Consider the following 22,359-nt stretch of genomic DNA (forward strand, 5'->3'; position numbering starts at 1 on the left):
TGTTCCTCCCTTACTGTCCATTTAACCATTTTTTAATTACTTTTGCAGTTCCTTCTACATGTTCTTTCGTAGCATCCTGCACTTGTTCATCTAACGTCGGTTCTTTCGGTTCTTCTGGTTCTGGTTTTGGCTCTGGTACTATTTTCTCTTCAGGAATTTCCATAATACTTTCATTACTTGCAGCAATTTCCTCTTCTGCTAAGTATTCTTCATATTCCTCTTCTTCTTTCTTTCTCTTACGTCTTGCTAAGAAGAACCATACTAGACCACCAATCGCTAATAAACCAGCTGGGATTCCACCGAATAACCACCAGTTTATACCGCTTTCTTCTGTTTCTTTCTTCTTCTCTTCTTTCGGCTGATCAAACTGAACAGTTACAACGTTAACTTGACCGTTTGTAAAGTTTCCATTCGGATCAGCTTGAAGCCCAGCAGCTGTGCCGATTGCTTCTTTGAAAGTAGTCATATCTATTTTTCGTTTTACTAACGTATCGTTGTCTACCCATACTACAACATTTGTTTTCGTTAATTCTGGGTGTTTCTTAATTGTTTCAACTGTTTTATCTATTTCATAGTTTTCAATTTTGTTACCATTTTTATTATCGTAGACGATTTTACCATTTTGATTATTGTTCGTACCATAGTTTGGTACTTCGCCGTTCGCTGTAATACCAGCACCTTGCTTCGTCTCTGCACCTTCTTGTGCAGTAGAGCTTTCTTCTTGCTCTTGTTTACTACGAAGTACACCTTTATCACCATACTTTTCTGACTGACGTGTAACTTCATCATAGTTTACAGATACTTTCGTATTCACTTTATATTCATTCGGTTTAAACATCGTCATTAACGTTGCATCAATATCTTGCTTTAATTTACCTTCAATTTGATGCTGCATCTCTACTTCTTTTTCATAAGAAGAGGAACTAGTAGAATGCGCTTCATCTGCCCCTTTTGAGATGACACCTTTTTTACTATCAATCACACTTACTTCTTCTGCTTTCACCCCAGGAACTGCTGCACTAATCATTTGCTGTATACCCGCAACTTGATCAGCAGTTAATAATTGTCCACGTTTTACCCCAACAGTAATCGCAGCTGTTCCTTTTGCTTTTTCTTCATCAAAAATTGTCTCTTTTTCAGGTAATGTAATTTGAACATTCGCCGTTTCAACTGTCGCAAAGTTTCTTACAATATCTTGCTCCAATTGCTTTTTCGTACCGACAATTTGCTTCATTTTTTTATCTTGCTCACTTGAACCGAGCGAGCTTTCTAATAAAATTTCCTCACCGCTTTTAGAATTAAACGGTAAGCCCATCCCATTCATTTCTTTTCGCACCCATGGAGCATCATTTTTTTGCACACGAATCGATCCATCGGCCGCTAACTGATAATCGACACCTAACTTTGATAATTCTGCTGTAATCTCTTGCTTATCTGCATCATTTAAATTTTGATATACAACAACATATTTATCTGGCAAGGTGAAGTATAAAAGTGCTCCTGTTACAATCGCTAAAAGCGCAGCACCGATTACTAACTTATGCCACGTTTTTAACGATTGGATAACATTTTTCATCTTTTCCATTTAAACACACCCGTCCACTTTCCTAAATTTGCATATTAATTAGTGACTTATAATTTTCAATAAGATTATCACGTACGAGAGCAGCCGTCTTCATTTGAGACTCAGCCTTCTTCTGCTGAATTAAAACGTCATGCGTTTCTCCTACCCCTTTAGTTAGTAAATCATATACTGCTGTTTGCGCATTGTTTTGCGTTTGATTCATATCTTCCAATAAATCGATAAACTTTTTCCCCTCAACTACTGATGTTTGAGAAGTTTTTGGTGCACCAATTTGCTGAACCACACCAAATGGTTGCGTATTTAACATTGGTTGGATTTTCATATTACTATATTCCCCCTTATCCTCGGCCAATTTCTAAATCTTTATCAAGCATTTTTTTATTCGCATTTAATACACTTGTATTTGCTTCATACATTTTTTGGGCAACCATTACATTCGTCATTTCAGCAGTCACATCAATATTTGGATAACGCACATATCCTTCTTCATTTGCATGTGGATGTGTTGGGTCATACACTAAGTTTTCAGTTTTATCTGCTTCAATACTTTTTATTTTTACTCCATTAGTAGGAGACCCATCTAACATATTTGCAAAACTATTGTTTGATTCTAGCACTACACTACGACGCTCATATAAATCTGCCCCCGGAGCCGCCGTTGTATTTGCATTTACAATATTATTTGAAGTAACTTCCATCCACTTTCTCGCTGTCGTTAGTCCTGAGCCACTTGCATTAATTGCCTGAAACATCGTTGTCTCTCCTTCTACTTTTAACGTCCGCGTGCCGCTTGATTAATTGCATATTGTGTATTAATCGCGTTAATTGAAATACCATATAACTGATTTGCTTTCATTAAATCTAGCATTTCTGTCGTTACATCCACACTATTTCCATCTTTATTCGTTTGCATTGATTTTGTTTGAATCTTTGCATATGTATTTTTCGTATTTACTGTCGGTAAGTGCATTTCATTCGTTTGATATAAATCTGGATTACTCTTTAAGTCTGCAGCATTGTTCTTATATAATGCACTACTTTTATTCATTTGCTCAGCAAATGTTACATCTTGTGCTTTATAGCCGGGTGTATTCGCATTTGCAATATTACTAGAAACAGTATTTCGTTTCGTCACTAAATAATTCATATAATGGCCTACATCACTCACTAAATCTGGCATATTCCACACCCTTTCTTTTTTAACTTAATGATCCACTGATGGAAGTTTCACTTCATTATTTATTTTCTTATATGCGTTTATTAAAATATTAACAATCATGTACCCTTACATATTTTATTCCATTTTTCCATTGTTGTCTTTAGAAAAATACAAAAATATAAAAAAGAATACAAAAAAACTGTATACACGCAATAATCTATGAAACATTTCAATCTATGATTTACAAACTAAAGTTCATTTTCACATTATTTAGATTACTACTTTTTTCATTACAGTCATAAAATGAAACCTCAATCAGCGGAAATCTTTATTTAAATAAAGGAATGGATCCCCTCTTAAAAGGGGAATCCGTTTCTAAACTCTAGCACTAAAATTTACCGTAAAATGAATTAGCTTTCATGCGTCCATCATTTGTCATAATCATTTCTTCCAAAATCTTTTGCTTATCCCGAATATGCTGTGCCGCCTTAATAATGAATGGACTTACTTCTGCTGCAACTTGCGCACGCGTTTCCTCATCCAATGTCATCATCCAGCGATTTAACATTTCACTCTTCTCAGCAAACTCTTCATCTGACACTTGCAATTCACCGATTTCATTAAAACAGCCGACAAACGTCCGATAAATATCATTGTTCATTTTCAAGTGCTCCGCGGTAACCGTCTATTAAATCTTGTAACACTTTCACAATCTCATCAATGTCTTTTGCTTCACGCGTTACTTTCATTGTTTGAATTTGAATACTAATCCAATCATATAAGCCATATAAACTATCATATAAATCCTTCGTAATTTCAGGATTTAATTGAAGCTTCAATTCTTCAAAAATACGTTCTAACTTTTCAAGAAGCGCATCCCCTTCTTGTAGTTTAAAAGCATGTAACAGTTCTTCTAAATTACGAAACTCTACAATGCATCTTTCATAAATAAAAATTGTATTTTTAATTGGATTACTCGTCATAATATCATTTTGCATATAACGTTGCCATGCTTGCATACAATCACTTCCTTACCTTTCATTAATCATCACTTTTTTGTTTTGTCATTGCTTTAATTGTTTTTAATTGCTGATCTAACATTGATAGTTGCTGCTCTAACTTTGAATATTTATCAATTATTGCTTCTTGTTTCTGTTTATTCATTTCATCAATAGCTACAATTTTTTTATCTAGCTCTTTTACTTGTGCCTCAATACTTTTAGTACGTTTTCCTATAACTCCTTCATCACCAAATATCCCATCTAATTTCTTTTCCATATCATGCCCTAAGCCATTAAATCCAAAGAAAAATTGCTTTGCAGCCTCAGGATTTTCTTTAAAAGCTGTCTTTAATTTTTCTTCGTCTAATGTCATATTCCCAGTCTTATCAACTTGAATACCATAAGAAAATAAAAAGTTATTTTCTTGTGAGTGTTTAAATAGACTAGACATTGTATTGCCAATGGAAAATGCAACATTACTTCCCTGCATTACCCCATTTTTCCCTGCAAACAAATCTAAAGTGGATACCGCCTTATTATATTCATCTTTCATTTTTTTGATTAGCTCAATAGAATCCTTGATGTTAGAATCTTCAATCGTAATCTTAATAGGATTTGTTGTTTCCTTCTCTAAATTAATTGTTAAACCCGGAATTGTTTCAATTTTGTTAGATGTACTAATTTCTTCAATTCCATTTATTGTATATTTTGCATTTGTAGCAGCTGTCACTTCATGCGCAGCCACAAATACTTTTTCACCACTTGCACCAACAGATGATTGTACTAAACCTATTTCTTCTAAAAAACCTTCTTTACCATCTACTAAATTTATTGTTCCCTTCTCTCCCGCTGTAGTAGATGTAAAGAATAATTGTCCACCTAACGAATATACGGACACTCCATAATTCCCATTATTGATTCTATTTACTAAATCTTTATAAGTCATATCCTTAGATACTCCAACTTCTTTACCATTAATTTCAAAAGTAACATCCTTTTCAATTTTTGCATCTAAGTCTATTTTATTTTTCGGGTTATCAGGATCAGATATGTCTACTGGTCTTGTTGTAATTTGATGGCGTTCTGCAACTTTTTCAACTGTAATATTGTATGTTCCAGCAATTGCTGATGCATCTGCTTGCACAGTAACAAATCCTTCTTTTGATAAAGCTGTTTTCTTTTCATTCCCTTTAAAAGCATACATATCTTTAAAAACTTGCACAAAGCTACTAAATTCCTTCTTCATGCTAGCATAAATATTTCGCTCATTACTTAATGTTTGCTTTTGATTATTATACGGTGTTTTTTTCATTTCTAAAGCTTGTAGTTCTAAGTTTACTAGATTAGAAGTATCAATTATATTATTACCAAGATTCCAAATTTGTTGTCTACCGCCAATATTAGATACTGTTGTTCCCATAAAAATCCACTCCTTCTCTACATATAGTCTAAAATACTCGTTTTGCTCATCGTGCTAACCGCTTTAAGCGTCGCTTCATATGTTGCGTTTATGTATGCTAACTCTGAAATTGCTGCCGCTAAATCAACATCTTCAATTTCTTTACGATTTTCTTGAAGCGCTAGATTTTGCTCACTTAAAATCGTCTTAAATGTGTCTACAGTGTTCATAGTTGAGCCAACTTCTGTCGTACGGTTAATGACACCATCTAAATTTTTCTTATTTTCTTCTAAAAATGGTTGTAATGCTTTTTGATCACCACTTTGCAAAGCATCTTTCATCTTTACTAGCGTTTGAATTACAGGTGTTAATAAATCATCACCTTTACGAAAGGCTTTAATTTCGTAGCCATCATTCAACTTCCACATTACATCTTCATTTCCACCTTGATATGTTCCATCTTTTGTAAATGGCAGCTTATCAACGCTATCACCACCAAAAAGATAGCGCCCTTGTTCCTTCGTATTTGCTAGATAGACGACATGTTCTAAGATTTGATCAATTTCTGTTCCAATAGATTTTAACTCTTTTTCACTATTCGTCCCATTTAATGCTTGTATCGTTAATTGATCCACTCTCGTTAAAGATTTCACAATACCTTGCAATGTATTTTCTGTCTGACTTAGCACATTTCTAGAATCCGCTAAATCCTTTTGCATTTGTTCAATATTCGCCAATGAATGTTGAATCGCAAATGATTTACTTGCCGCAAGTGGATCTTCACTCATAAGAAGGTTTTTCTTCCCTGAAGTTACTTGATTTCGGTGGTATTGTTGTTGCACATTCAAATCCATTAACTGATTCTTTGCCCAGTTTGCATTTTGAAATGTAGATACTCTCATTTCTATATCCTCCTTTATCTATTTCAAATTAATTTGACGAAGAAACCACAATTATTTCCGGTTCTCCCCTATCCCTCTACCGCTCCATAGCTCTGATCTCACACTGATAGGTCCACTGTTAGACACTGACCGCTTCTTCACTTCGCTTGCTCTCTCTTTAAACATAAAAGAAAAGATCTTCGCTTTATCACTCATTCATCGTTATGCAATAGACGATTCATTCGCGATTCATGGCTGCTCCCTCTTCTAACTTATCCGGCAACCGCCCCATAGCTCTGGTCTCACACCGATAGGTTCACTGTTAGGCACTGACCGCTTCTTCACTCTGCTAGCTCTCTCTTCAATCATAAGAGAAAAGGCCTTCGTTTTTATACCTCATTATCTAATAATCGAAAATAGACTATCAAACACTTCATTCATCGTAGTAATAGCTTTAGAGTTCGCTACGAAATATTTTTGGAAAGCCATTAAATTTACCATTTCCTCTTCCATATTCACGCCTTCGATGCTCATTTTTTCTTGCTGAATTCCTTCTAATAAATCCTTATGTATACTTTGGTAAGCATTTACTGAACTTTTATCAGACGCTACGCCTACTAAAAGTTGATCTAAAGCTTTTTTATATGTAAGTCCAGGTTTAAAATCTCCCTCAGTAATACCTGCAAGTCTGTTTGCAGTTTCAGCTGAAATTTTCATTTTCGAAATATCTTTTGTAAAATCAGGGTTTATTTCAATTTTTTTCGCACCTTCTCCAACAAAGAAATCTTTTTTCATAACTGTATTTACTTGTTTTTTTAATGAATTTACAAATTCATTTAGATTATCTTTATAACTAGTAATCTTTGCTTTCGTATCAATTGCTGATTGAATTGCCCCACCATTTAATGGAATATCGGTTCCGTATATTTGTACCAACATAGGCTCCTTATCCTTCTGCAATTGAAGTGGATATGTATCTTGTCCATTTACTGCTAAAATGCCATTCATTCTAACACTTGCAATATTAGGATTAGTAGATTCATATGATACTTCTATGTCTGCATACTTAGCCATCTCTGTCATAATACGATCACGTTCATCTAATAGTTGATTCGGTACTTGTGTGCCAGCTTGTCCGATTTTCTTGTTCGCTTCTGCTAGACTACCAGCAAGCCTATTAAATTCATCAACGTGAGCTTCTATATCTGCTGTTGTTTGCATTTCTATTTCTTCAAACTGTTTAGCAAGTCGATTGACTTGGTTCGTAAACTTCCCAGTTTCAGCAATTAATGTGTCGTAATAGTTCGATTGCTCTGGATTTTTTGCCACTTCACGAAAAGCGTTAAAGAATCCGTCTATTAAACTAGATAATGAGTTTTTACCCGTCGTTCCTACCATAGACTCTACTCGTGACAAAGTAGAATTCATATATGCATAGTAAGAGAACTGTGACATTTGATCGTTAAACTGTTTTGTCTTCACTTCATCTGTAATACGATCAACACCTAACGTTTGTACACCATAACCAATTCTCTGTTCCGGCGTATGACCATTACTTGCTCCAGCAGAACCGAGATTCACTGCTTGACGCACATAACCAGGCGTATGAATGTTAGATAAATTTTGTTTCGTCGTTTGTAATCCCATTTGTGCCGCTAACAAACCCGATAGCGGCGTATTATAATCAGATAATCTCATAATCTTTCACTTCCCCTTTACAATAGTTCGTTCATAAAGATTTGTGAATTATTGTTTCGTTCTAAATTATATTCAGAAACGGAATCCACAATACTTTCTGTAGTTTTTAATAGTACGTTTAAGTAATATTGATTTTTCAAAAGAATCATTTTTACATTCTCTTCTAATTCAGCTACACTTTTTTGTAATTCTTCCATTTTTTCAATTTCTTCGTTAGAAAAATGCGAAAATAATGCACTTACGCGAAACGGTTCAATTCCCTTTTCTTTACAAAACTGAATAACCATTTCTTCAAACGAGATTGATAATCCTTTTAAACCATCTATGTACTGCAATTGCTCTACTTGCAATTTTTGAACTGCATTTACATTTTTATGTTTCAAATTCTCATATATTTGTTCTCCAAGCGTTTGAATGTTTTTATATGCTTTTTGAATAATAACGAGCTTTTCATATAATTGTATGTACATATCGTTTCCTTCCCTTTTACAAGACTAAATTTACAATTAAACCGTGGATTTCTCCAATCTGATTTAACATTTCTAAATGTCCCGTTTTCGTATTAATTAAATTCATAACATCTTCTAACTCATTTAATCCCATTTCCGCCTGTTTCACAATCGTCATTTTCTGTGAATAGCCATAACGTGGATGGCGCGACATGACATCTTTATATTGCAATACATTATCTACGTAAAAATTCAAAAATGACTTTACTGTATTTTTGTATTCCATTACATTATCAAGCGTTAATTCCATTTCAATTTTCTCTTTAATTTCTCCAATGTTATCGACAAATGCTTCCATTTGTTCTAGCAATTTATCTTTTTTCGGATCTGCATGCAAATTATCCGAAAATACAAGTCCTGTCCTGACATTTGCTTCTTTCGGCATTTGAGTAGCAGGCGGTATATGCGATAAAATTGGATTATGCGAGATCGAACGCAGCATATATATCACCTATTTATTTTTTTATTTCTTCCTAAACTTAATCGTAAAATCCAGTTATTTATAATTATACTCTGAACACTAATATTTTGCAGTTATTTTTTATAAAAGATATGTTACAATTTAGCATGAGGTGGCACAAATCTATGAATATTTTTCTTTGTGGTTCAAATCAATTAACAGCATTAGATCAGGAAGAAATAAAAAAATTTTTAACTGACTATGCTCACAAACATAAAATTTACATATTATGTTATAAATCTATTGAAAATGAGGTTCTTCGTTTCTTCATCGAAAACGAAAGACTCGCTCAAAATTTATGCCTTTACACGCTACAGCCGTTACAAGCATTAACAGATGAATTTCAAGAGGTCGTTGATTACTTAAAAAAACACGGAGCCGAGTATGTCGCTTTTGATCATCCTTCCGACTCCATTTACCGATCAGATTATATGTTTTTTGTAAAACAAATAATCGAAGATACCGATTTAGTTCTCTGTTTTTATAATGGGGACAAGCATACATCTGTCATTCCCGTTGACGTTGCAAAAGAAACAGGAATTGATGCTGTTATTTATGATTTACCAGGTTTACATGAAAAACAGATGAAAAAAAACTTTGAACAAAAAATCCGTATGATGTAAAGGGGGAGGCACAATATCGTTATTGTGCCTATTATAAATATGATAATTGAACAAGATTATGATCATTTTATCGCGAGTTTTAAACAACAATTCAATATGGATATCGCTTCATATAAACAAGATAGAATGCGTCGTAGAATCGATGCTTTTATTTCGAGAAAGGGCTTTGAGAACTACACTAGTTTTCTAAGCAATTTACGTACCGATCAAAAGTTATTTTTAAGTTTTATTGACTATATTACAATTAACGTTTCAGAGTTTTTTAGAAATAAAGAACGTTGGCAAACGTTAGAGACGAAAGCACTACCAAAATTACTCGAACAAAATAACGGAAAATTAAAAGTATGGAGTGCCGCTTGCGCTGCCGGTGAAGAACCATATACACTCTCTTTAATTTTATCGAAGCACCTAGCTCCATATCGTTTTGAAATACAAGCAACAGATCTTGATTTTCACATTTTAGAAACTGCAAAACGCGGTCAATATACAGAACGTTCTTTAAAAGAATTACCTGCCGATTTAAAAGAGCGTCATTTCACAAAAGAGAATGATATATATTCATTACACCAAAACATTAAGCAAAACGTGACGTTCAAGCAGCATGACCTGTTAATGCAGTCATTCGATACAAATTACGATTTAATCATTTGTCGCAACGTAATGATATACTTTACTGAAGAAGCAAGGGTAAAACTTTATGAAAAGTTTAGTCGTGCTTTACGAAAAGGCGGCGTATTATTTGTTGGTAGTACTGAACAAATTTTAACACCTGAACGTTATAATCTTCAGCGCTTCGATACATTCTTCTACGAAAAAATATAAAAGAGGTCGTCACAACGTAAAGTGACGACCTTTTTATATAACTCGAATTAAAATAATAGCAACAATCCATACAAAGAGAAAAAGAAACGTCATAGACCATTTATGTTCTTGCATCGTATGTTTCAAAGCCTGTGATAATTGTGTCATATTCATTTCTGCAAGTGCTCTCCATACGCTTACATCCCGCTCTTTAGCAGTGCGATCTGTAACGCTAATTAAAATGGTTTCGTTAGACAATTTCGTTATATAAGCAGTAATAACCGTTACCATTAAATTTATATTTCCTTCTGAAGAATCACTTTCCACTCTAGAAAGGAGTGCACTTACATCTAGTAACGGAATATGTACCTTTCTACCAAATGATAGTTGTACTTCAGCAAAATCATACGTCCCATCTAACAAAGGAAGCTCTTTTATATGCGCCTGCTTCACAAGTCCTTGCAAGCTTTTCATTACTTGTTCAAATATTTTTTCTGTTTGCTTTCCTTCTCCAGATAATGTATGTAACTTCTTAAAGAGTTGTAATACTGTATCCATCTCTTTAGAAAGCATTTCCTTCATAACCTTTCCATCGCCTAAACTCGCAAGTAAAATCCCTATTTCATTATTCTTCGAAATAATTTTAGACTGACCAGTAAACACTAGATTACTATGCTTTCGTTCTTTCTGGATTTCATGTTCTGAAATAGCTGCAGGCTGTTTTAATGGTTGTAGCGTCTTATTTTCAATTGTCGTACGTTTAATCTCCATCTAAGCGCCTCCACTACTATGAAATTATTAGCCCCATTCTTTATTACTTTTTAAAACTAAAAACAATACGAATAAACCTGACATGATAGCAAATACATTAGAAGCTTGTATTTCTTGGTCACTTTCAGCTTCTTTCTTGTCTGCTGGCTCTTCTTTTTTCTCTTTCTTTTTCGAAATGACTTGATTGTTATTTTTATTATCTTTATCTTTTTGAGCCGTCGCTTTATTTACTTCCTTGTTGTCTGTGAGAGGCTCTTTTATAACATAAGTAATTTTTTCTTTCTCTTTCAATGGTTCATTTATAAGATCGTTTACTTTCTCTTCTTTTTTCGGAATTTGAACAACTGGTGGTTTTTCTTCCTGAAGCGGGATTTCTACTTTCGAGTCTTCCTGCTTCTCTGTTTCTTTCTTATCTTCTAATTTATTTTCTAATTTATCTTCTCGTTCTTCTATCTTTTTATCCTCTTCTGTTTTTTGCTCCAAAACAGAAACGACATACTCACTTGCTTCAATCAGTTTATTTCCAGCCGCATCTACTACCTCTACAAGTAGTTCGTATGTCCCACTTGGCAACGCATCCGTTATTTCAAATACTTTTTGCCATTCCATGTCGCGCTTATTGTAATCTAACAAAAATGTAATCTCTTTATTTTCTTTTCCTTTTAATGTAACACGAACTTCTTTCACAACCGATTCCACGTCTGCCGCCTTCACTCTTACACGTATAGAATCGCCTCGTTTTCGTTCGATTACATTCTCCTTCGCCTCGTCAATAGTGACTTTATGCAACTTCGGCATCTCTTTATCTATTGTTGGCGTTTCATTATTTATACGAATAAGTGGGACTTTCACTTCATTTTCTATAAGCTCTTCTTTCTCATTTTCTTTAAAACTTTGAATGAGCTGAAGGTTCCAATCACCTTGCAAATCAAAAGTCTCGACCTTGTAGTTAGCAATCCATCGCTTCGTTTCCTCTTCATACTTAAACGATAGCATTCTTTCTTGTTCATACTGATCGCCGTTTTTTGGCAAGCGCAAAATACCTTTTATACTTTGAACATTTTTCTCTTTCGGCTCTACAATAACCAGCACTTCTTCGCCAACTTTTAATTCCGGCTTATTTACTGTAATAACCCCTTGATCCGTCTCTATCTTCTTTTCGGTTTCTTGTTCATTTTTTGCTTCTTGTTGTTCCTCTTTATCTTGCTTCATTTCCACTTGTTCTAGCTGTTCTTGAACTTCCTTATTCTCTTCTTGCACATTCACTTCATTTATATTTTGTTCTGGCACATTTTGCTCTTCTGCCTTACTTTGTAGCGGGAAGAGCAAGCACACATGTATGCATAACCAGCTCATTAGAAAAAACTTTACGTTTTTCATCTACTAGCTCAAACTCCTATTTCAACGACTTATAGCGATTTCGTCACTTTTACTCCGAAAAATCCATCTACATTTACAAGTTCACCATACGCCACCAATACATCATTTACATAAATACGAATTGGTTCGTCAATATCTTCATCTAGTACAACCGCTTCATTCTCTTGTAAACTTAAAATATCTTGAATGGTTTTCACTGTGCTTCCAAATACAAATTTCACGTTCATTTCTACATTTTGTAAGATGGATGTGTCCATGTATACTGGTTCCATCTGTTTTACTTCTTTAAATTCAATAGGTTGCACAACAGGTTCTACAACTTTTTCTTCTTCAATTTCTTCCGTAACAATCTCTTCTTCTTCCACCATTGGATATAGAAGTCTTCTTACCATTTCTTTCGCTTCTGAAATCGGTAAAATTTGATACATTTTTGATTGAAGCAGGTCGCCAATTTCAAGGTTGAACGTAATTTGAACGAGTTCGTCCACTTCCATTGACTCTCCCAAATATTCCATTTCTTCTTTTAAAGTTACAAATTTAACATTTGGTGGCGTCATGTCCATTTTTTCTTGAAACATTTCTGACATCGCCGTTGCAGCATGCCCCATCATTTGGTTCATGATTTCTTTAATACCGCTCAGTTCTAATTCACTAAGTTCTTTCTCAGAATCAACTTCCCCTGTCCCCATCATCATTAAATCTACCATTGTTAAAGCTACATCTTTCGTAAATACGAATACATTCTCATTCTTTAGTCCTTCAACAAAATCAACATTTAAAATAACAAACGGGACTGGTACTCCATCATAATGACGAACATTGATCGCTTCTACATTCGGTGTACTAATTGAAACTGGCTGATTTAAAAGCGTTGACAATACTGTTGAAGCGGAACCAATTGAAATATTTGCAATTTCACCAAGGACATCTTTCTCTTCTTGCGTTAAATGTTCTTTTTCAACTTGTTCTTCTACAATCTCAGTTTCCACTACTTCTGCTGGCTCATCTTGCTCTTCTACTCCACCAGATAATTGCATTAATTTATTTATCATTTGTTTCGCATGTTCAACTGAAACAATTTGCACAAGTTTAGAGTTTACAAGATTATCTATTTTTAAATCAAACGATACTTTAACAATCGTTTGATTTCCATCGATTTCCGAGATTTTCTCCATTTCTTCTGATAGCTTTACAACTTTAATTGTCGGCGGAGACATATCTACTGTATCTTGGAAGAATTCAGACATAGATGTAGCTGCGAACCCCATCATTTGATTCATCGCTTCTTGTACAGCACTTAGCTCTAATTCACCAAGTTCTTTTCCGTCCTCCACTTCACCTGTTCCCATCATCATTAAATCAGCAATGGATAATGCAACATCTTGCTTAAGGACAAGAAGGTTTTCCATATCTAATCCTTTTGTAAAATGAATATTTAGTACAACGTGTGGAACTTCGACGTCGCTTGAATCATATAAATCTACCAATTCGATGCGAGGAGCAGTAATGCTTACTTGCCTATTTAAGATTGTTGATAATACAGTCGAAGCTGAACCAAATGATATATTTGCAATTTCGCCAAGAATATCGCATTCTTGAGGCGTTAAATGCTCATTTTCTTTTTCTAGCACAATTGTGCTCGTATCCCCTTTTGTGTGTTGCTCAGGCATTTTCTCTGCCTCCTCATTTCTGTTTTTCTATCAAATGATATAAACTCTCATTTTATTTTAACAAACTTATTATATAAAACGTTAATATGTATTTATTCCCATTTTCAGATTAGTAACGATTAACCAAAAAGCTCCCCAATTGTATACAAGTGGGGAGCTTTCCTTCATTCCTATTATAAACCTTCTGGGTTTAAAATGAGGACCACTCGTCCATCACCGAGAATTGTCGCACCAGAGAAATAATTAGAACTCTCTGCAAAGAAGTCACCTAATGACTTTAAGACTATTTCTCTTTGACCGATAATTGTGTTTACAATAAGTCCATAGCTGCGATGTGTATTACGAACAATTAACACAGGAACCATTTGACCATCATATGACGCAAACGCCTCATCTGCTGTTTTCTCACCAAATACCGTACTTAAATGCTTCACTTCAATAATTTGATTACGGTAATTTAACACATCTTTTCCTTGTATGGATTGGATGTCTTCTCTCTTGATTCGAATTGCTTCAACAATATTACCAAGAGGTAAAGCATACCGTTTATCATTCGTTTGAACAAGCATAGATTGTATAATAGACAACGTTAATGGAAGTTCAATTCTAAATGTACTTCCCTTGCCTTCTTCAGAATCAATAATTAAATGTCCACCTAAACTATGAATTGTATGTTTCACTACATCTAATCCAACCCCGCGCCCAGAAAGGTCTGATACAACTTCAGCTGTACTAAATCCTGGTTGGAAGATCAAATCAAATATTTCACGGTCTGTTAATTTATTTGCCTCAGATTCTGTTACAACACCATTTTTAATCGCTTTTTCTAATACTTTCCCTTTATGAATTCCATTTCCATCATCCGTAATTTGAATTACGACATGATTTCCACTATGGAACGCTTCTAATTTAATCGTACCTGTCTCATTTTTACCTGCATCACGACGTTGTTCAACAGTTTCAACCCCATGATCAATTGCATTACGAATTAAATGAACAAGCGGATCACCAATTTCATCAATAACAATTTTATCGACTTCAGTATCTTCACCTGTAATTTGTAAATCGATTTTTTTCCCTAAATCTTTCGCTAACATACGTACCATACGCGGGAAACGATTAAAGACTGTTTCAATCGGCACCATACGCATGTTTAGAAGTACATTTTGAATATCTTTTGAAATATCGCCTAATCGATTTAAATGCTCAATTAATTCTTTGTTTTGAATTGCTTGCGCCAATTCATCTATGCGACCACGCTCAATTACACTTTCTTCAAACATGTTCATTAATCTTTCAATTTTTTCTAATTGAACACGTATGGAACGATTTTCTACTTTACCATTTTTCGTTTTTGCAGTGCTTTTAGCTGGTGTAGCATTAGCAGATTGTTTAGATACTTCTTTAGTTGATTCCACATGCGTATCCGCTTGTATAACTTCTTGTACGACTTCTTGTGTAACCAATTTTTCCGAAACTACTTCTTTTGATGTATGTCCTTGCTTCACTTCTACTTTCTCAATTTCAGAAACATGAAGCACTACTTGTTTTAATTCTTCTTCACTTTGATCAGTATCCATAAATACTGTGAACTCAAACCCGAAAGCGTCTGCTTCAATTTCTTCAATACTAGGAACTGTTTTTTTTACATTACCTACATTTTGTAGCGCTTCAATACACATAATGGCACGTACTGCTTTTAAAATAGCTTGTTGCTCAACAGTTATATGCACTTCATGTGAAGCTGCATCATCGTTATTTATGGTTTCTTGTTCTATATGTTCATTAGGAATTTCTATATTGCCGTTCAATAATGCTTCTAATTTCTGTTTCGTTGCAATTACATCAATATTGCCCATTCCACCTTGCTGCACATCTGCAACCATCTTCTCTAAATTATCAATGCATTCAAAAATCACATCAATAATCTCCGCATTTACAACTATATTCCCATGACGAATTTCATCTAAAACGTTTTCCATTTTATGCGTTAAATCCGCCATTTCCGTAAATTCCATACTCGCTGACATACCTTTAAACGTATGGGCTGAGCGGAATATTTCTCCCACAACATCCATATCAGTGGGGTTTTGTTCTAAAGTTAGCACATTTTCATTTAGCGATTGTAAATGTTCTTCTGATTCCTCAAAAAATATATTTAATAGATCTGTTTGCATTTTAATCCCCTACCTGTCTAACAAACATTTCATTCATGTATAACAATTTAGTGTTTTAAAACGAGAAAAAAGGGGGCCACACGCATATCCGCTATCAATGTTTAGATTCCTTGTGGCACCCCTTCTATATTAGCTGTTTGCTACTTTTGTTAAAGCTTCGATTACACGATCTGCTTGGAATGGCTTTACAATAAAGTCTTTTGCCCCACCTTTAATTGCATCTAATACCATACCTTGTTGTCCCATTGCAGAACAAATAACAACTTTTGCACTTGAATCAATTTTAATAATTTCTTTTAATGCTTCAAGTCCGTCCATTTCTGGCATAGTAATATCTAATGTAACTATATCAGGCTGAAGTTCTTTATACTTTTGAATTGCCTCTACTCCATTTTCCGCTTCTCCGATTACTTCAAATTCAGAATTACTTTTTAATAAGTTTTTAATCATTGTTCGCATGAACATCGCATCGTCTACAACTAAAATTTTATGTGCCATTCTTTTTGATTCTCTCCTTCTATGTATAAATATATCTTAATATTTCACCTTATCATTCTCACTCATTATACAAAATAAAATGATAAAATTTAATATTTTTTTAAAAGAATTTTCGTATTTTTATTATTTATTATCAAAATAACAATATACTATTCTTTTATATAAATGACAACGCGACGGTTTTTTTCCCAATTTTGCGGTGAATCATTTGGTACAACTGGTTTTGTGTCTGCATATCCTACCGCAGCTAGCCTTTTATCATCGACATTATACACTTCGATTAAGTGGTGAATCATATTTGCTGCTCGTGCGGAAGATAATTCCCAGTTTGAAGGGAATTTGTCGTTATGAATAGGTCTACTGTCTGTATGTCCTTCTACAACAATGGGATTTGGTACCGATTGGAAAAACCCAACTAATTGACTTATTATCTCTTTCGCTTCTGGTTTAACGTTCGCGTCACCCGTATCAAATATTAAATTATCTACTATAACGACGCTTACTCCCGTATCCTCTCGATATACATTCACTTGACTAATACCGTTATTATCTACATATGCTTTTAACTTCTTATATAATTCATCCATTCTTTTTTTCGAAATCATTTTTTCATCATTTTTTTCATGCGAAATATCTGGTATTGTATTTTCCATTACTTTTGCATCTACTTGCTCCGTATCACTAAACTTTTCAAGCATCTTTGACAATTTTACTGCATCCTGCTTTGAAGTAGCAACTAGTAATACAAAGAAAGTTAATAATAACATCGTTAAATCTGTAAAAGTCGTCATCCAACGAGGCGATCCCTTTTGCGGTCGTTTCATCATCACCATACCACTCCTTGCAATATTAGGCTGCTCGTTTTACTTTTTTTATCTTTGTTTCGTATACATACGTATCCAGTTTCAACTTTAATTTAGACGGAATTTGTCCACGATACAATTCTGAAATTGCTTCAATAACAAACTTCTTCTCTGTATATAAATCCTCAATCCCTCTATACACTTTTTCAGCAAGTGGGATTGCAATCATATTTGCAAGTACGGATCCATACAATGTCGTTAACATCGCAACTGCCATCCCGGTACCAATTTGCGATGTGTCTTGCAAGTTTTGAAGCATAATGATAAGACCGATTAAAGTCCCTATCATGCCCCAAGCAGGAGCGAAATCACCAATTTTATCTAATAATACAGCTCCTTTTCTTAACTCATACACTTCCGTTTCGACATCTTTCATTAACACTTCTTTTAATTCCTCTTCATCGTAACCACTTAACATTAATCGAATTCCTTTTTGAATAAAAGGGTTATCTACTTGCTCTCCATCAACTTCTAAAGAAAGCAGGCCGTGTTTTTTAGATTTTTTCGAAAAATCAACAAACAAATCCGTTAACTGTTCTAAATCTTCTTCTCTTCTATGTAAAACAGTAAAAATACTTTTCGTATATTTTTTTATTTCTCCAAATCGATATGCTACAACAATTGTTGCTGTTGTTCCCCCTATGACAATTAAAATAGATGAAACATCTAAAAAGTTTTTAAAAGCTTTTATTCCGCCTCCGCCAAGCATAATTGCCGCTATTACAATAGAAAAACCTACTATTATGCCCACTGGGCTAGAAATATCAAACTTCCTTTTTTTTCTTTCTGGTCTAGCAAATCCTTGATTTTCGTCTCCCATATTCCTGCCCTTTCCTTTTCATTTTTATAAAACATTTTTTTATTTTAATAATGCGTTTTCACATATAATGTTTATTATACGCTTATCATCTATTTATCGCAATATACTCATAAAATTGACACATTTCATTTCCATATTAGAATTATATTATAGAAATATGAGGAGGATCACGATGGAACATAACATTTTACAAGTCATTGCACTAGCAGAAAAACTAAAATATGAAATGCGACATAGCTGGCTTTCTAACGGACGTCAAGAAAGCGTTGCTGAACACACGTGGCGCATGTCTTTAATGGCCATTTTAGTTGAACCTTATTTAGATCAAAAAGTAAATATTGAAAAATTACTTAAAATGGTTATTATTCACGACCTAGTCGAAGCAGAAGCCGGTGATATTCCTGCTTTTGATACAATGAATAGTCATGAATTACAACTACAAAAACAAATGAATGAACAAGAAGCAATTTTAAATATTAAACGAACATTAAAAGGTTCTCTCGGCGAGGAATTATATGATTTATGGATGGAGTTTGAGGCGAAAGAAACGTACGAAGCAAAAGTTGCTAACGCACTTGATAAGCTTGAGGTAAAAATTCAGCATAACGAAGCTCATATTGATACGTGGCTGCCAATTGAACATAAAATGACATTCCAAGTAGCAAAGCATACAAACTTTGATTCTTTCCTATCTAAATTACAAAAAATCATTGAGCAAGATGGTGAAAATAAATTATTAGCTGCTGGCATTGACGTTGAAGCTTGTAAGCAATAATGAAATAAGACACTCAGCACGAGTGTCTTATTTCATTATTGTTGATACAGCCTGCTTGTAAATAAGTTGTTGTTTTCCATCAACTAACATTAAAACGGTAAATTTGTCTATTGCAACAATTTCTCCTACTATTCTAACGCCACTCTTTAAAAAAATTGTAACAATACCTTTTTCTTCTTTTATTTGTTTATATAGCTCTTCTTGTAAATGTTCCAAATATATATCTCTCCTCTTTGTTGAATATCTTAATATAAAAAACTACAAATTATTTATTTATGCACTTTATCTTTCACATTCATAAACTTATTAATAAGTATATCTAAATCTCGGCTAAATAACAAAACTTTATCATGATCCAATCCATGTCTAGCAACAAGTTGAATTAGCTCTTTCTTTTTAGTTTCTATTTTATTTTGTAGTTGTCCCATCTCCATCTCTTCACTAAAACTCCCTTTTCCCATAATATTACTTGTAAAATTATAGTACAAATCCTCTCATAAAAAAATATAAAAATGTTTTTTTTTACAATTTTTATATTTTTTATGAACAAATCGCGAAATATATAACGATTTCTTCACATACCCCTAGCTCCATATACAATCAAAATGACCATACAGGCGTTTGTCTAATTAAAAAAGAGACTGGCTCCTTTTCCATACGAAAAACATACTGTATACAGTAGTCCATGAATTATATAGATTAACTTACTCAAAAGGAGGAAAACATATGAGTTATGGTGGAAGTTGCGCTGGTTTCGGCGGTGGATTTGCTTTGCTTATCGTACTATTCATCCTTCTAATCATCATTGGATGTAGCTGTTGGGGTGGCGGCGGATACGGATACTAATATATCCTATCCTTAACAAATGAACGAAAAACTATAAGAAAACAGCTCATATTTGAGCTGTTTTTTCATACTTTCGTATGAAGTTATGTCCCTCCTTTTTCTAATTTCAACTCAAAAAAAAACGTTTACTATGAAATAAGAAATATTTTTACTTAGGAGGATTACAATGATTAAAGGTCTTTACGAAGCACATTTACCTGTCCGCAACTTAGAGGTATCAATATCTTTTTATGAATCACTTGGACTGAAATTATATAAAAGAGGAGATGATATTGCTTTCTTTTGGATTAAAGAAAATGAAAGTTGGCTCGGTCTTTGGGAAGGTACAGAATACAAAGTAAATTATCATCCCTCTTTACGACACATCGCCTTTCAAGTAAGCTTACATGATTTAGAACATGCGATACATCGGCTAAACCAAAAAGGCATTTCAGCACGAAAAGACTTTGGAATGGAGCCAATTGAACCGATTGTTTTTCCAAAATTAGCGCATGCCGCCGTATACTTTAACGATCCTGACGGAAATAGTTTAGAATTGATTGCACATTTACCTGTTGGACTCCCTACAGAGGAGAAAGTGTATTTAAGTGAGTGGAAAAAACAAGTTCAAGCATCATTATTACATAAGGATTAATCTTTTATGTCAGTTTCTTATTCCACGCTTCTTAAAACAAATACTAACTTCAAAAAACTATTTTATGGGCAAACATTAAGTGTGCTTGGAGATTGGTTTCATACAGTAGCTTTATTAACATTCGTCTATAGCATAACGGAATCACCGTTTATGATCGCACTTACTTTTATAAGTAAAGGTTTACCACAACTACTTCTTAGCCCTTTTATAGGCGGAGTGGTAGATCGTTTTTCTAAAAAGAATATTATGATTTTTACCGATATTACACGGGGAATTCTAGTCCTTACATACATACTCGCAAGCTATAAAATTGAAATTATTTTCATTGCTAATATATGTTTATCTGTACTTTCTTGCTTATTTGAGCCAGCTAAACAAGCAACCTTAAAAAACATCGTACACGAAAATCATTTCGTAACTGCTAACTCTCTTTCTAGTACAATGAATGGTTTTATGTCTATTATGGGTGCTTCTTTAGGCGGGATAATTGCACAATCTTTACATATTGAGTTCGCTTTTTTAGTAAATAGCCTATCATACTTTATTTCAGCCTATTTTATTTATCATATGAGTGTTCCCTCTTATGATACTTGTAAGAAGAAAAAAGCATTTTTTACTGATATAAAAGATGGTTACACATACATATTACAAACAAAAATCATTTTAATATTAATTCTTGTAGGCATTTCATGGGGGCTTATTGGAGGTGCTTATCAGCTACTTCTAACAATCTATGCCGAAAAAATTTTCCACACGAACATTGGGATTTTATATACGGTTCAAGGGGCTGGGCTTATGATAGGAAGCCTTCTCGTTAATCTTTACATATCCAGCAATAAAGAAAAAATGAAAAAAGCATTTGGTTGGGCCTACTTCCTACAAGGCTTTTTCTTTCTTGGATTCATTCTATCCGATCAACTTATTTTCGGTATCATTACATTACTCTGTATGCGCATAGCAGGAGGAATCATCGTTCCACTTGATACGACATTACTTCAAACTTACACGCACGAAAATATGATTGGTAAAGTTTTTTCCTTTCATTACTCAATTTATGGTTCACTCATACAGTTATCTATGTTCATTACAGGATGGCTATTAGAAATCCTTTCTCCTCAAATAATTGGTAGTTTTCTAGCTACATGTTGTATTTTTGTTAGTTTTATATGGCTGTTCTTGTATTATCGCGGGAAACTTAATGAAGAATCTACTATTACTTAATAGCATGTTTATGTACATGCTATTTTTATTTATCTCGAAATATAAAGGAAAAAGACGATTTATTTTCCTTACGTTCTAATTTTTTAGAATGTACAATAAATTTAGATTATAAGAAAGGGGATGCCATAATGTTTGACGATAGACTTACTATTTCAGCTGAACAGCAGAAGCTCATTTCCAACGCAACTCGTATTCAAATTCTTCACCTTTTAAAAGACGAAGCACTCACTGCAAAACAAGTAGCTACTAAACTAAACAAATCTACTGGTAGCATACATTATCACGTTCAAATTTTATATGATGGAGGGTTACTTGAATTAGTAGACACGAAGGAAAAACGAGGGATTATTGAAAAATATTACAAGGCAAAATCTGCTCATTTCTATATTGAAGAAAGCGGCACAGAGGGAACGAATACAGGTAGTCATATTGTTTCTCATTTATTTTTAACTCCAGAGGAATTACAACAGCTTACTTGGGAGGTTACACAAGTTTTATTACGCTGGGAAAACAAAACCGCTCGTCAATCAAACTCTGAAGAGGAATACGCTATTTCCTGCAGGATAAAAAAACAATGAAAGAAAGGTC

Annotated in this window: 27 protein-coding genes; 7 read left to right on the plus strand and 20 right to left on the minus strand. The window is 33.9% G+C overall.

Going from position 1 to position 22,359, the window contains the following annotated elements; translation table 11 throughout:
* Window positions 1-10: 10 nt before the first annotated feature.
* The 11 genes from QCI47_RS19595 to QCI47_RS19645 all read right to left on the minus strand — a co-directional run bounded on the left by QCI47_RS19595 (window position 11) and on the right by QCI47_RS19645 (window position 8,674).
* Window positions 11-1,585 carry a flagellar M-ring protein FliF C-terminal domain-containing protein gene (locus tag QCI47_RS19595; protein WP_061131081.1) on the minus strand — a complete coding sequence of 525 codons (1,575 nt, stop codon included), beginning with the start codon at window positions 1,583-1,585 and terminating at the stop codon, window positions 11-13.
* A 22-nt stretch (window positions 1,586-1,607) separates the two neighbouring features.
* Window positions 1,608-1,907 (minus strand): flagellar hook-basal body complex protein FliE, encoded by a 300-nt coding sequence (fliE, locus tag QCI47_RS19600; RefSeq protein WP_000701688.1) that lies wholly within the window; start codon window positions 1,905-1,907, stop codon window positions 1,608-1,610.
* Window positions 1,908-1,923: 16 nt separating this feature from the next.
* Complete coding sequence (gene flgC, locus QCI47_RS19605) at window positions 1,924-2,337, minus strand: flagellar basal body rod protein FlgC (RefSeq protein WP_000484673.1); 414 nt, start codon at window positions 2,335-2,337, stop codon at window positions 1,924-1,926.
* A 20-nt stretch (window positions 2,338-2,357) separates the two neighbouring features.
* Entirely contained in the window at window positions 2,358-2,765 is a 408-nt protein-coding gene (flgB, locus tag QCI47_RS19610) for a flagellar basal body rod protein FlgB (protein WP_001113099.1), read from the minus strand.
* Window positions 2,766-3,132: 367 nt separating this feature from the next.
* Window positions 3,133-3,405: a hypothetical protein gene (locus tag QCI47_RS19615; protein WP_001058076.1), complete on the minus strand. Its 273-nt coding sequence runs from the start codon at window positions 3,403-3,405 to the stop codon at window positions 3,133-3,135.
* Window positions 3,395-3,763 (minus strand): flagellar export chaperone FliS, encoded by a 369-nt coding sequence (locus QCI47_RS19620; protein WP_061131079.1) that lies wholly within the window; start codon window positions 3,761-3,763, stop codon window positions 3,395-3,397. The genes QCI47_RS19615 and QCI47_RS19620 overlap by 11 nt, the downstream gene beginning before the upstream one ends.
* A 22-nt stretch (window positions 3,764-3,785) precedes the next feature.
* Complete coding sequence (locus tag QCI47_RS19625) at window positions 3,786-5,165, minus strand: flagellar hook-associated protein 2 (RefSeq protein WP_309422623.1); 1,380 nt, start codon at window positions 5,163-5,165, stop codon at window positions 3,786-3,788.
* Between the two features lie 17 nt (window positions 5,166-5,182).
* Complete coding sequence (locus QCI47_RS19630; protein ID WP_061131077.1) at window positions 5,183-6,046, minus strand: flagellar hook-associated protein 3; 864 nt, start codon at window positions 6,044-6,046, stop codon at window positions 5,183-5,185.
* 378 nt (window positions 6,047-6,424) lie between these two features.
* Window positions 6,425-7,723, minus strand: coding sequence for a flagellar hook-associated protein FlgK (gene flgK / locus QCI47_RS19635; RefSeq protein ID WP_353811926.1), 1,299 nt, complete (start codon window positions 7,721-7,723; stop codon window positions 6,425-6,427).
* A gap of 17 nt (window positions 7,724-7,740) precedes the next feature.
* The gene (locus QCI47_RS19640; protein ID WP_309422619.1) at window positions 7,741-8,193 is read right to left on the minus strand and encodes a hypothetical protein; all 453 of its coding nucleotides are present in this window, start codon (window positions 8,191-8,193) and stop codon (window positions 7,741-7,743) included.
* Window positions 8,194-8,209: 16 nt separating this feature from the next.
* The gene (locus tag QCI47_RS19645; RefSeq protein ID WP_098358336.1) at window positions 8,210-8,674 is read right to left on the minus strand and encodes a YaaR family protein; all 465 of its coding nucleotides are present in this window, start codon (window positions 8,672-8,674) and stop codon (window positions 8,210-8,212) included.
* A gap of 143 nt (window positions 8,675-8,817) precedes the next feature.
* Here QCI47_RS19645 and QCI47_RS19650 point away from each other — a divergent pair, with 143 nt between their 5' ends.
* Together QCI47_RS19650 and cheR are read left to right on the plus strand one after the other, a co-directional pair.
* Entirely contained in the window at window positions 8,818-9,315 is a 498-nt protein-coding gene (locus QCI47_RS19650; protein ID WP_001020099.1) for a hypothetical protein, read from the plus strand.
* 39 nt (window positions 9,316-9,354) lie between these two features.
* Complete coding sequence (cheR, locus tag QCI47_RS19655) at window positions 9,355-10,137, plus strand: protein-glutamate O-methyltransferase CheR (protein ID WP_000582886.1); 783 nt, start codon at window positions 9,355-9,357, stop codon at window positions 10,135-10,137.
* A gap of 33 nt (window positions 10,138-10,170) precedes the next feature.
* On the opposite strand, the gene QCI47_RS19660 is transcribed toward cheR, so the two are convergent.
* From QCI47_RS19660 to QCI47_RS19690, 7 genes are all read right to left on the minus strand, one after another.
* Window positions 10,171-10,887, minus strand: coding sequence for a hypothetical protein (locus QCI47_RS19660; RefSeq protein ID WP_000403978.1), 717 nt, complete (start codon window positions 10,885-10,887; stop codon window positions 10,171-10,173).
* A 27-nt stretch (window positions 10,888-10,914) separates the two neighbouring features.
* Window positions 10,915-12,267 (minus strand): Ig-like domain-containing protein, encoded by a 1,353-nt coding sequence (locus QCI47_RS19665; RefSeq protein WP_000800093.1) that lies wholly within the window; start codon window positions 12,265-12,267, stop codon window positions 10,915-10,917.
* Window positions 12,268-12,296: 29 nt separating this feature from the next.
* Window positions 12,297-13,937 (minus strand): flagellar motor switch protein, encoded by a 1,641-nt coding sequence (locus QCI47_RS19670; protein WP_001115024.1) that lies wholly within the window; start codon window positions 13,935-13,937, stop codon window positions 12,297-12,299.
* A 173-nt stretch (window positions 13,938-14,110) separates the two neighbouring features.
* Window positions 14,111-16,114: a chemotaxis protein CheA gene (locus QCI47_RS19675; RefSeq protein ID WP_001192595.1), complete on the minus strand. Its 2,004-nt coding sequence runs from the start codon at window positions 16,112-16,114 to the stop codon at window positions 14,111-14,113.
* Between the two features lie 129 nt (window positions 16,115-16,243).
* On the minus strand, window positions 16,244-16,612 hold the full coding sequence (locus tag QCI47_RS19680) for a response regulator (RefSeq protein WP_000940576.1): 369 nt from the start codon (window positions 16,610-16,612) through the stop codon (window positions 16,244-16,246).
* A gap of 149 nt (window positions 16,613-16,761) precedes the next feature.
* On the minus strand, window positions 16,762-17,439 hold the full coding sequence (locus QCI47_RS19685) for an OmpA family protein (RefSeq protein ID WP_000977942.1): 678 nt from the start codon (window positions 17,437-17,439) through the stop codon (window positions 16,762-16,764).
* Window positions 17,440-17,461: 22 nt separating this feature from the next.
* Window positions 17,462-18,295, minus strand: a complete 834-nt coding sequence (locus tag QCI47_RS19690; protein WP_309422618.1) for a flagellar motor protein MotP — start codon at window positions 18,293-18,295, stop codon at window positions 17,462-17,464.
* A 172-nt stretch (window positions 18,296-18,467) separates the two neighbouring features.
* On the opposite strand from QCI47_RS19690, the gene QCI47_RS19695 reads away from it, so the two are divergent.
* The gene (locus tag QCI47_RS19695) at window positions 18,468-19,070 is read left to right on the plus strand and encodes an HD domain-containing protein (protein ID WP_000400775.1); all 603 of its coding nucleotides are present in this window, start codon (window positions 18,468-18,470) and stop codon (window positions 19,068-19,070) included.
* 27 nt (window positions 19,071-19,097) lie between these two features.
* Here the strand turns inward: QCI47_RS19695 and hfq are convergent, their stop codons facing one another.
* Window positions 19,098-19,286: an RNA chaperone Hfq gene (hfq, locus tag QCI47_RS19700; RefSeq protein ID WP_000400658.1), complete on the minus strand. Its 189-nt coding sequence runs from the start codon at window positions 19,284-19,286 to the stop codon at window positions 19,098-19,100.
* Window positions 19,287-19,339: 53 nt separating this feature from the next.
* Window positions 19,340-19,558, minus strand: coding sequence for an aspartyl-phosphate phosphatase Spo0E family protein (locus QCI47_RS19705; protein ID WP_002091864.1), 219 nt, complete (start codon window positions 19,556-19,558; stop codon window positions 19,340-19,342).
* A 238-nt stretch (window positions 19,559-19,796) separates the two neighbouring features.
* Between QCI47_RS19705 and QCI47_RS19710 the strand changes: the two genes are divergently transcribed.
* The 4 genes from QCI47_RS19710 (at window position 19,797) to QCI47_RS19725 (ending at window position 22,349) form a co-directional block, all read left to right on the plus strand.
* On the plus strand, window positions 19,797-19,916 hold the full coding sequence (locus tag QCI47_RS19710; protein ID WP_000120179.1) for a YjcZ family sporulation protein: 120 nt from the start codon (window positions 19,797-19,799) through the stop codon (window positions 19,914-19,916).
* Between the two features lie 166 nt (window positions 19,917-20,082).
* On the plus strand, window positions 20,083-20,550 hold the full coding sequence (locus QCI47_RS19715; protein ID WP_309422616.1) for a VOC family protein: 468 nt from the start codon (window positions 20,083-20,085) through the stop codon (window positions 20,548-20,550).
* A 6-nt stretch (window positions 20,551-20,556) separates the two neighbouring features.
* Complete coding sequence (locus QCI47_RS19720) at window positions 20,557-21,771, plus strand: MFS transporter (RefSeq protein ID WP_061131071.1); 1,215 nt, start codon at window positions 20,557-20,559, stop codon at window positions 21,769-21,771.
* Between the two features lie 128 nt (window positions 21,772-21,899).
* Window positions 21,900-22,349: an ArsR/SmtB family transcription factor gene (locus tag QCI47_RS19725; protein WP_098671812.1), complete on the plus strand. Its 450-nt coding sequence runs from the start codon at window positions 21,900-21,902 to the stop codon at window positions 22,347-22,349.
* Window positions 22,350-22,359 lie beyond the last annotated feature (10 nt).

This window comes from Bacillus cereus group sp. RP29 (assembly GCF_040459765.1).
Lineage (GTDB): Bacteria > Bacillota > Bacilli > Bacillales > Bacillaceae_G > Bacillus_A > Bacillus_A paranthracis.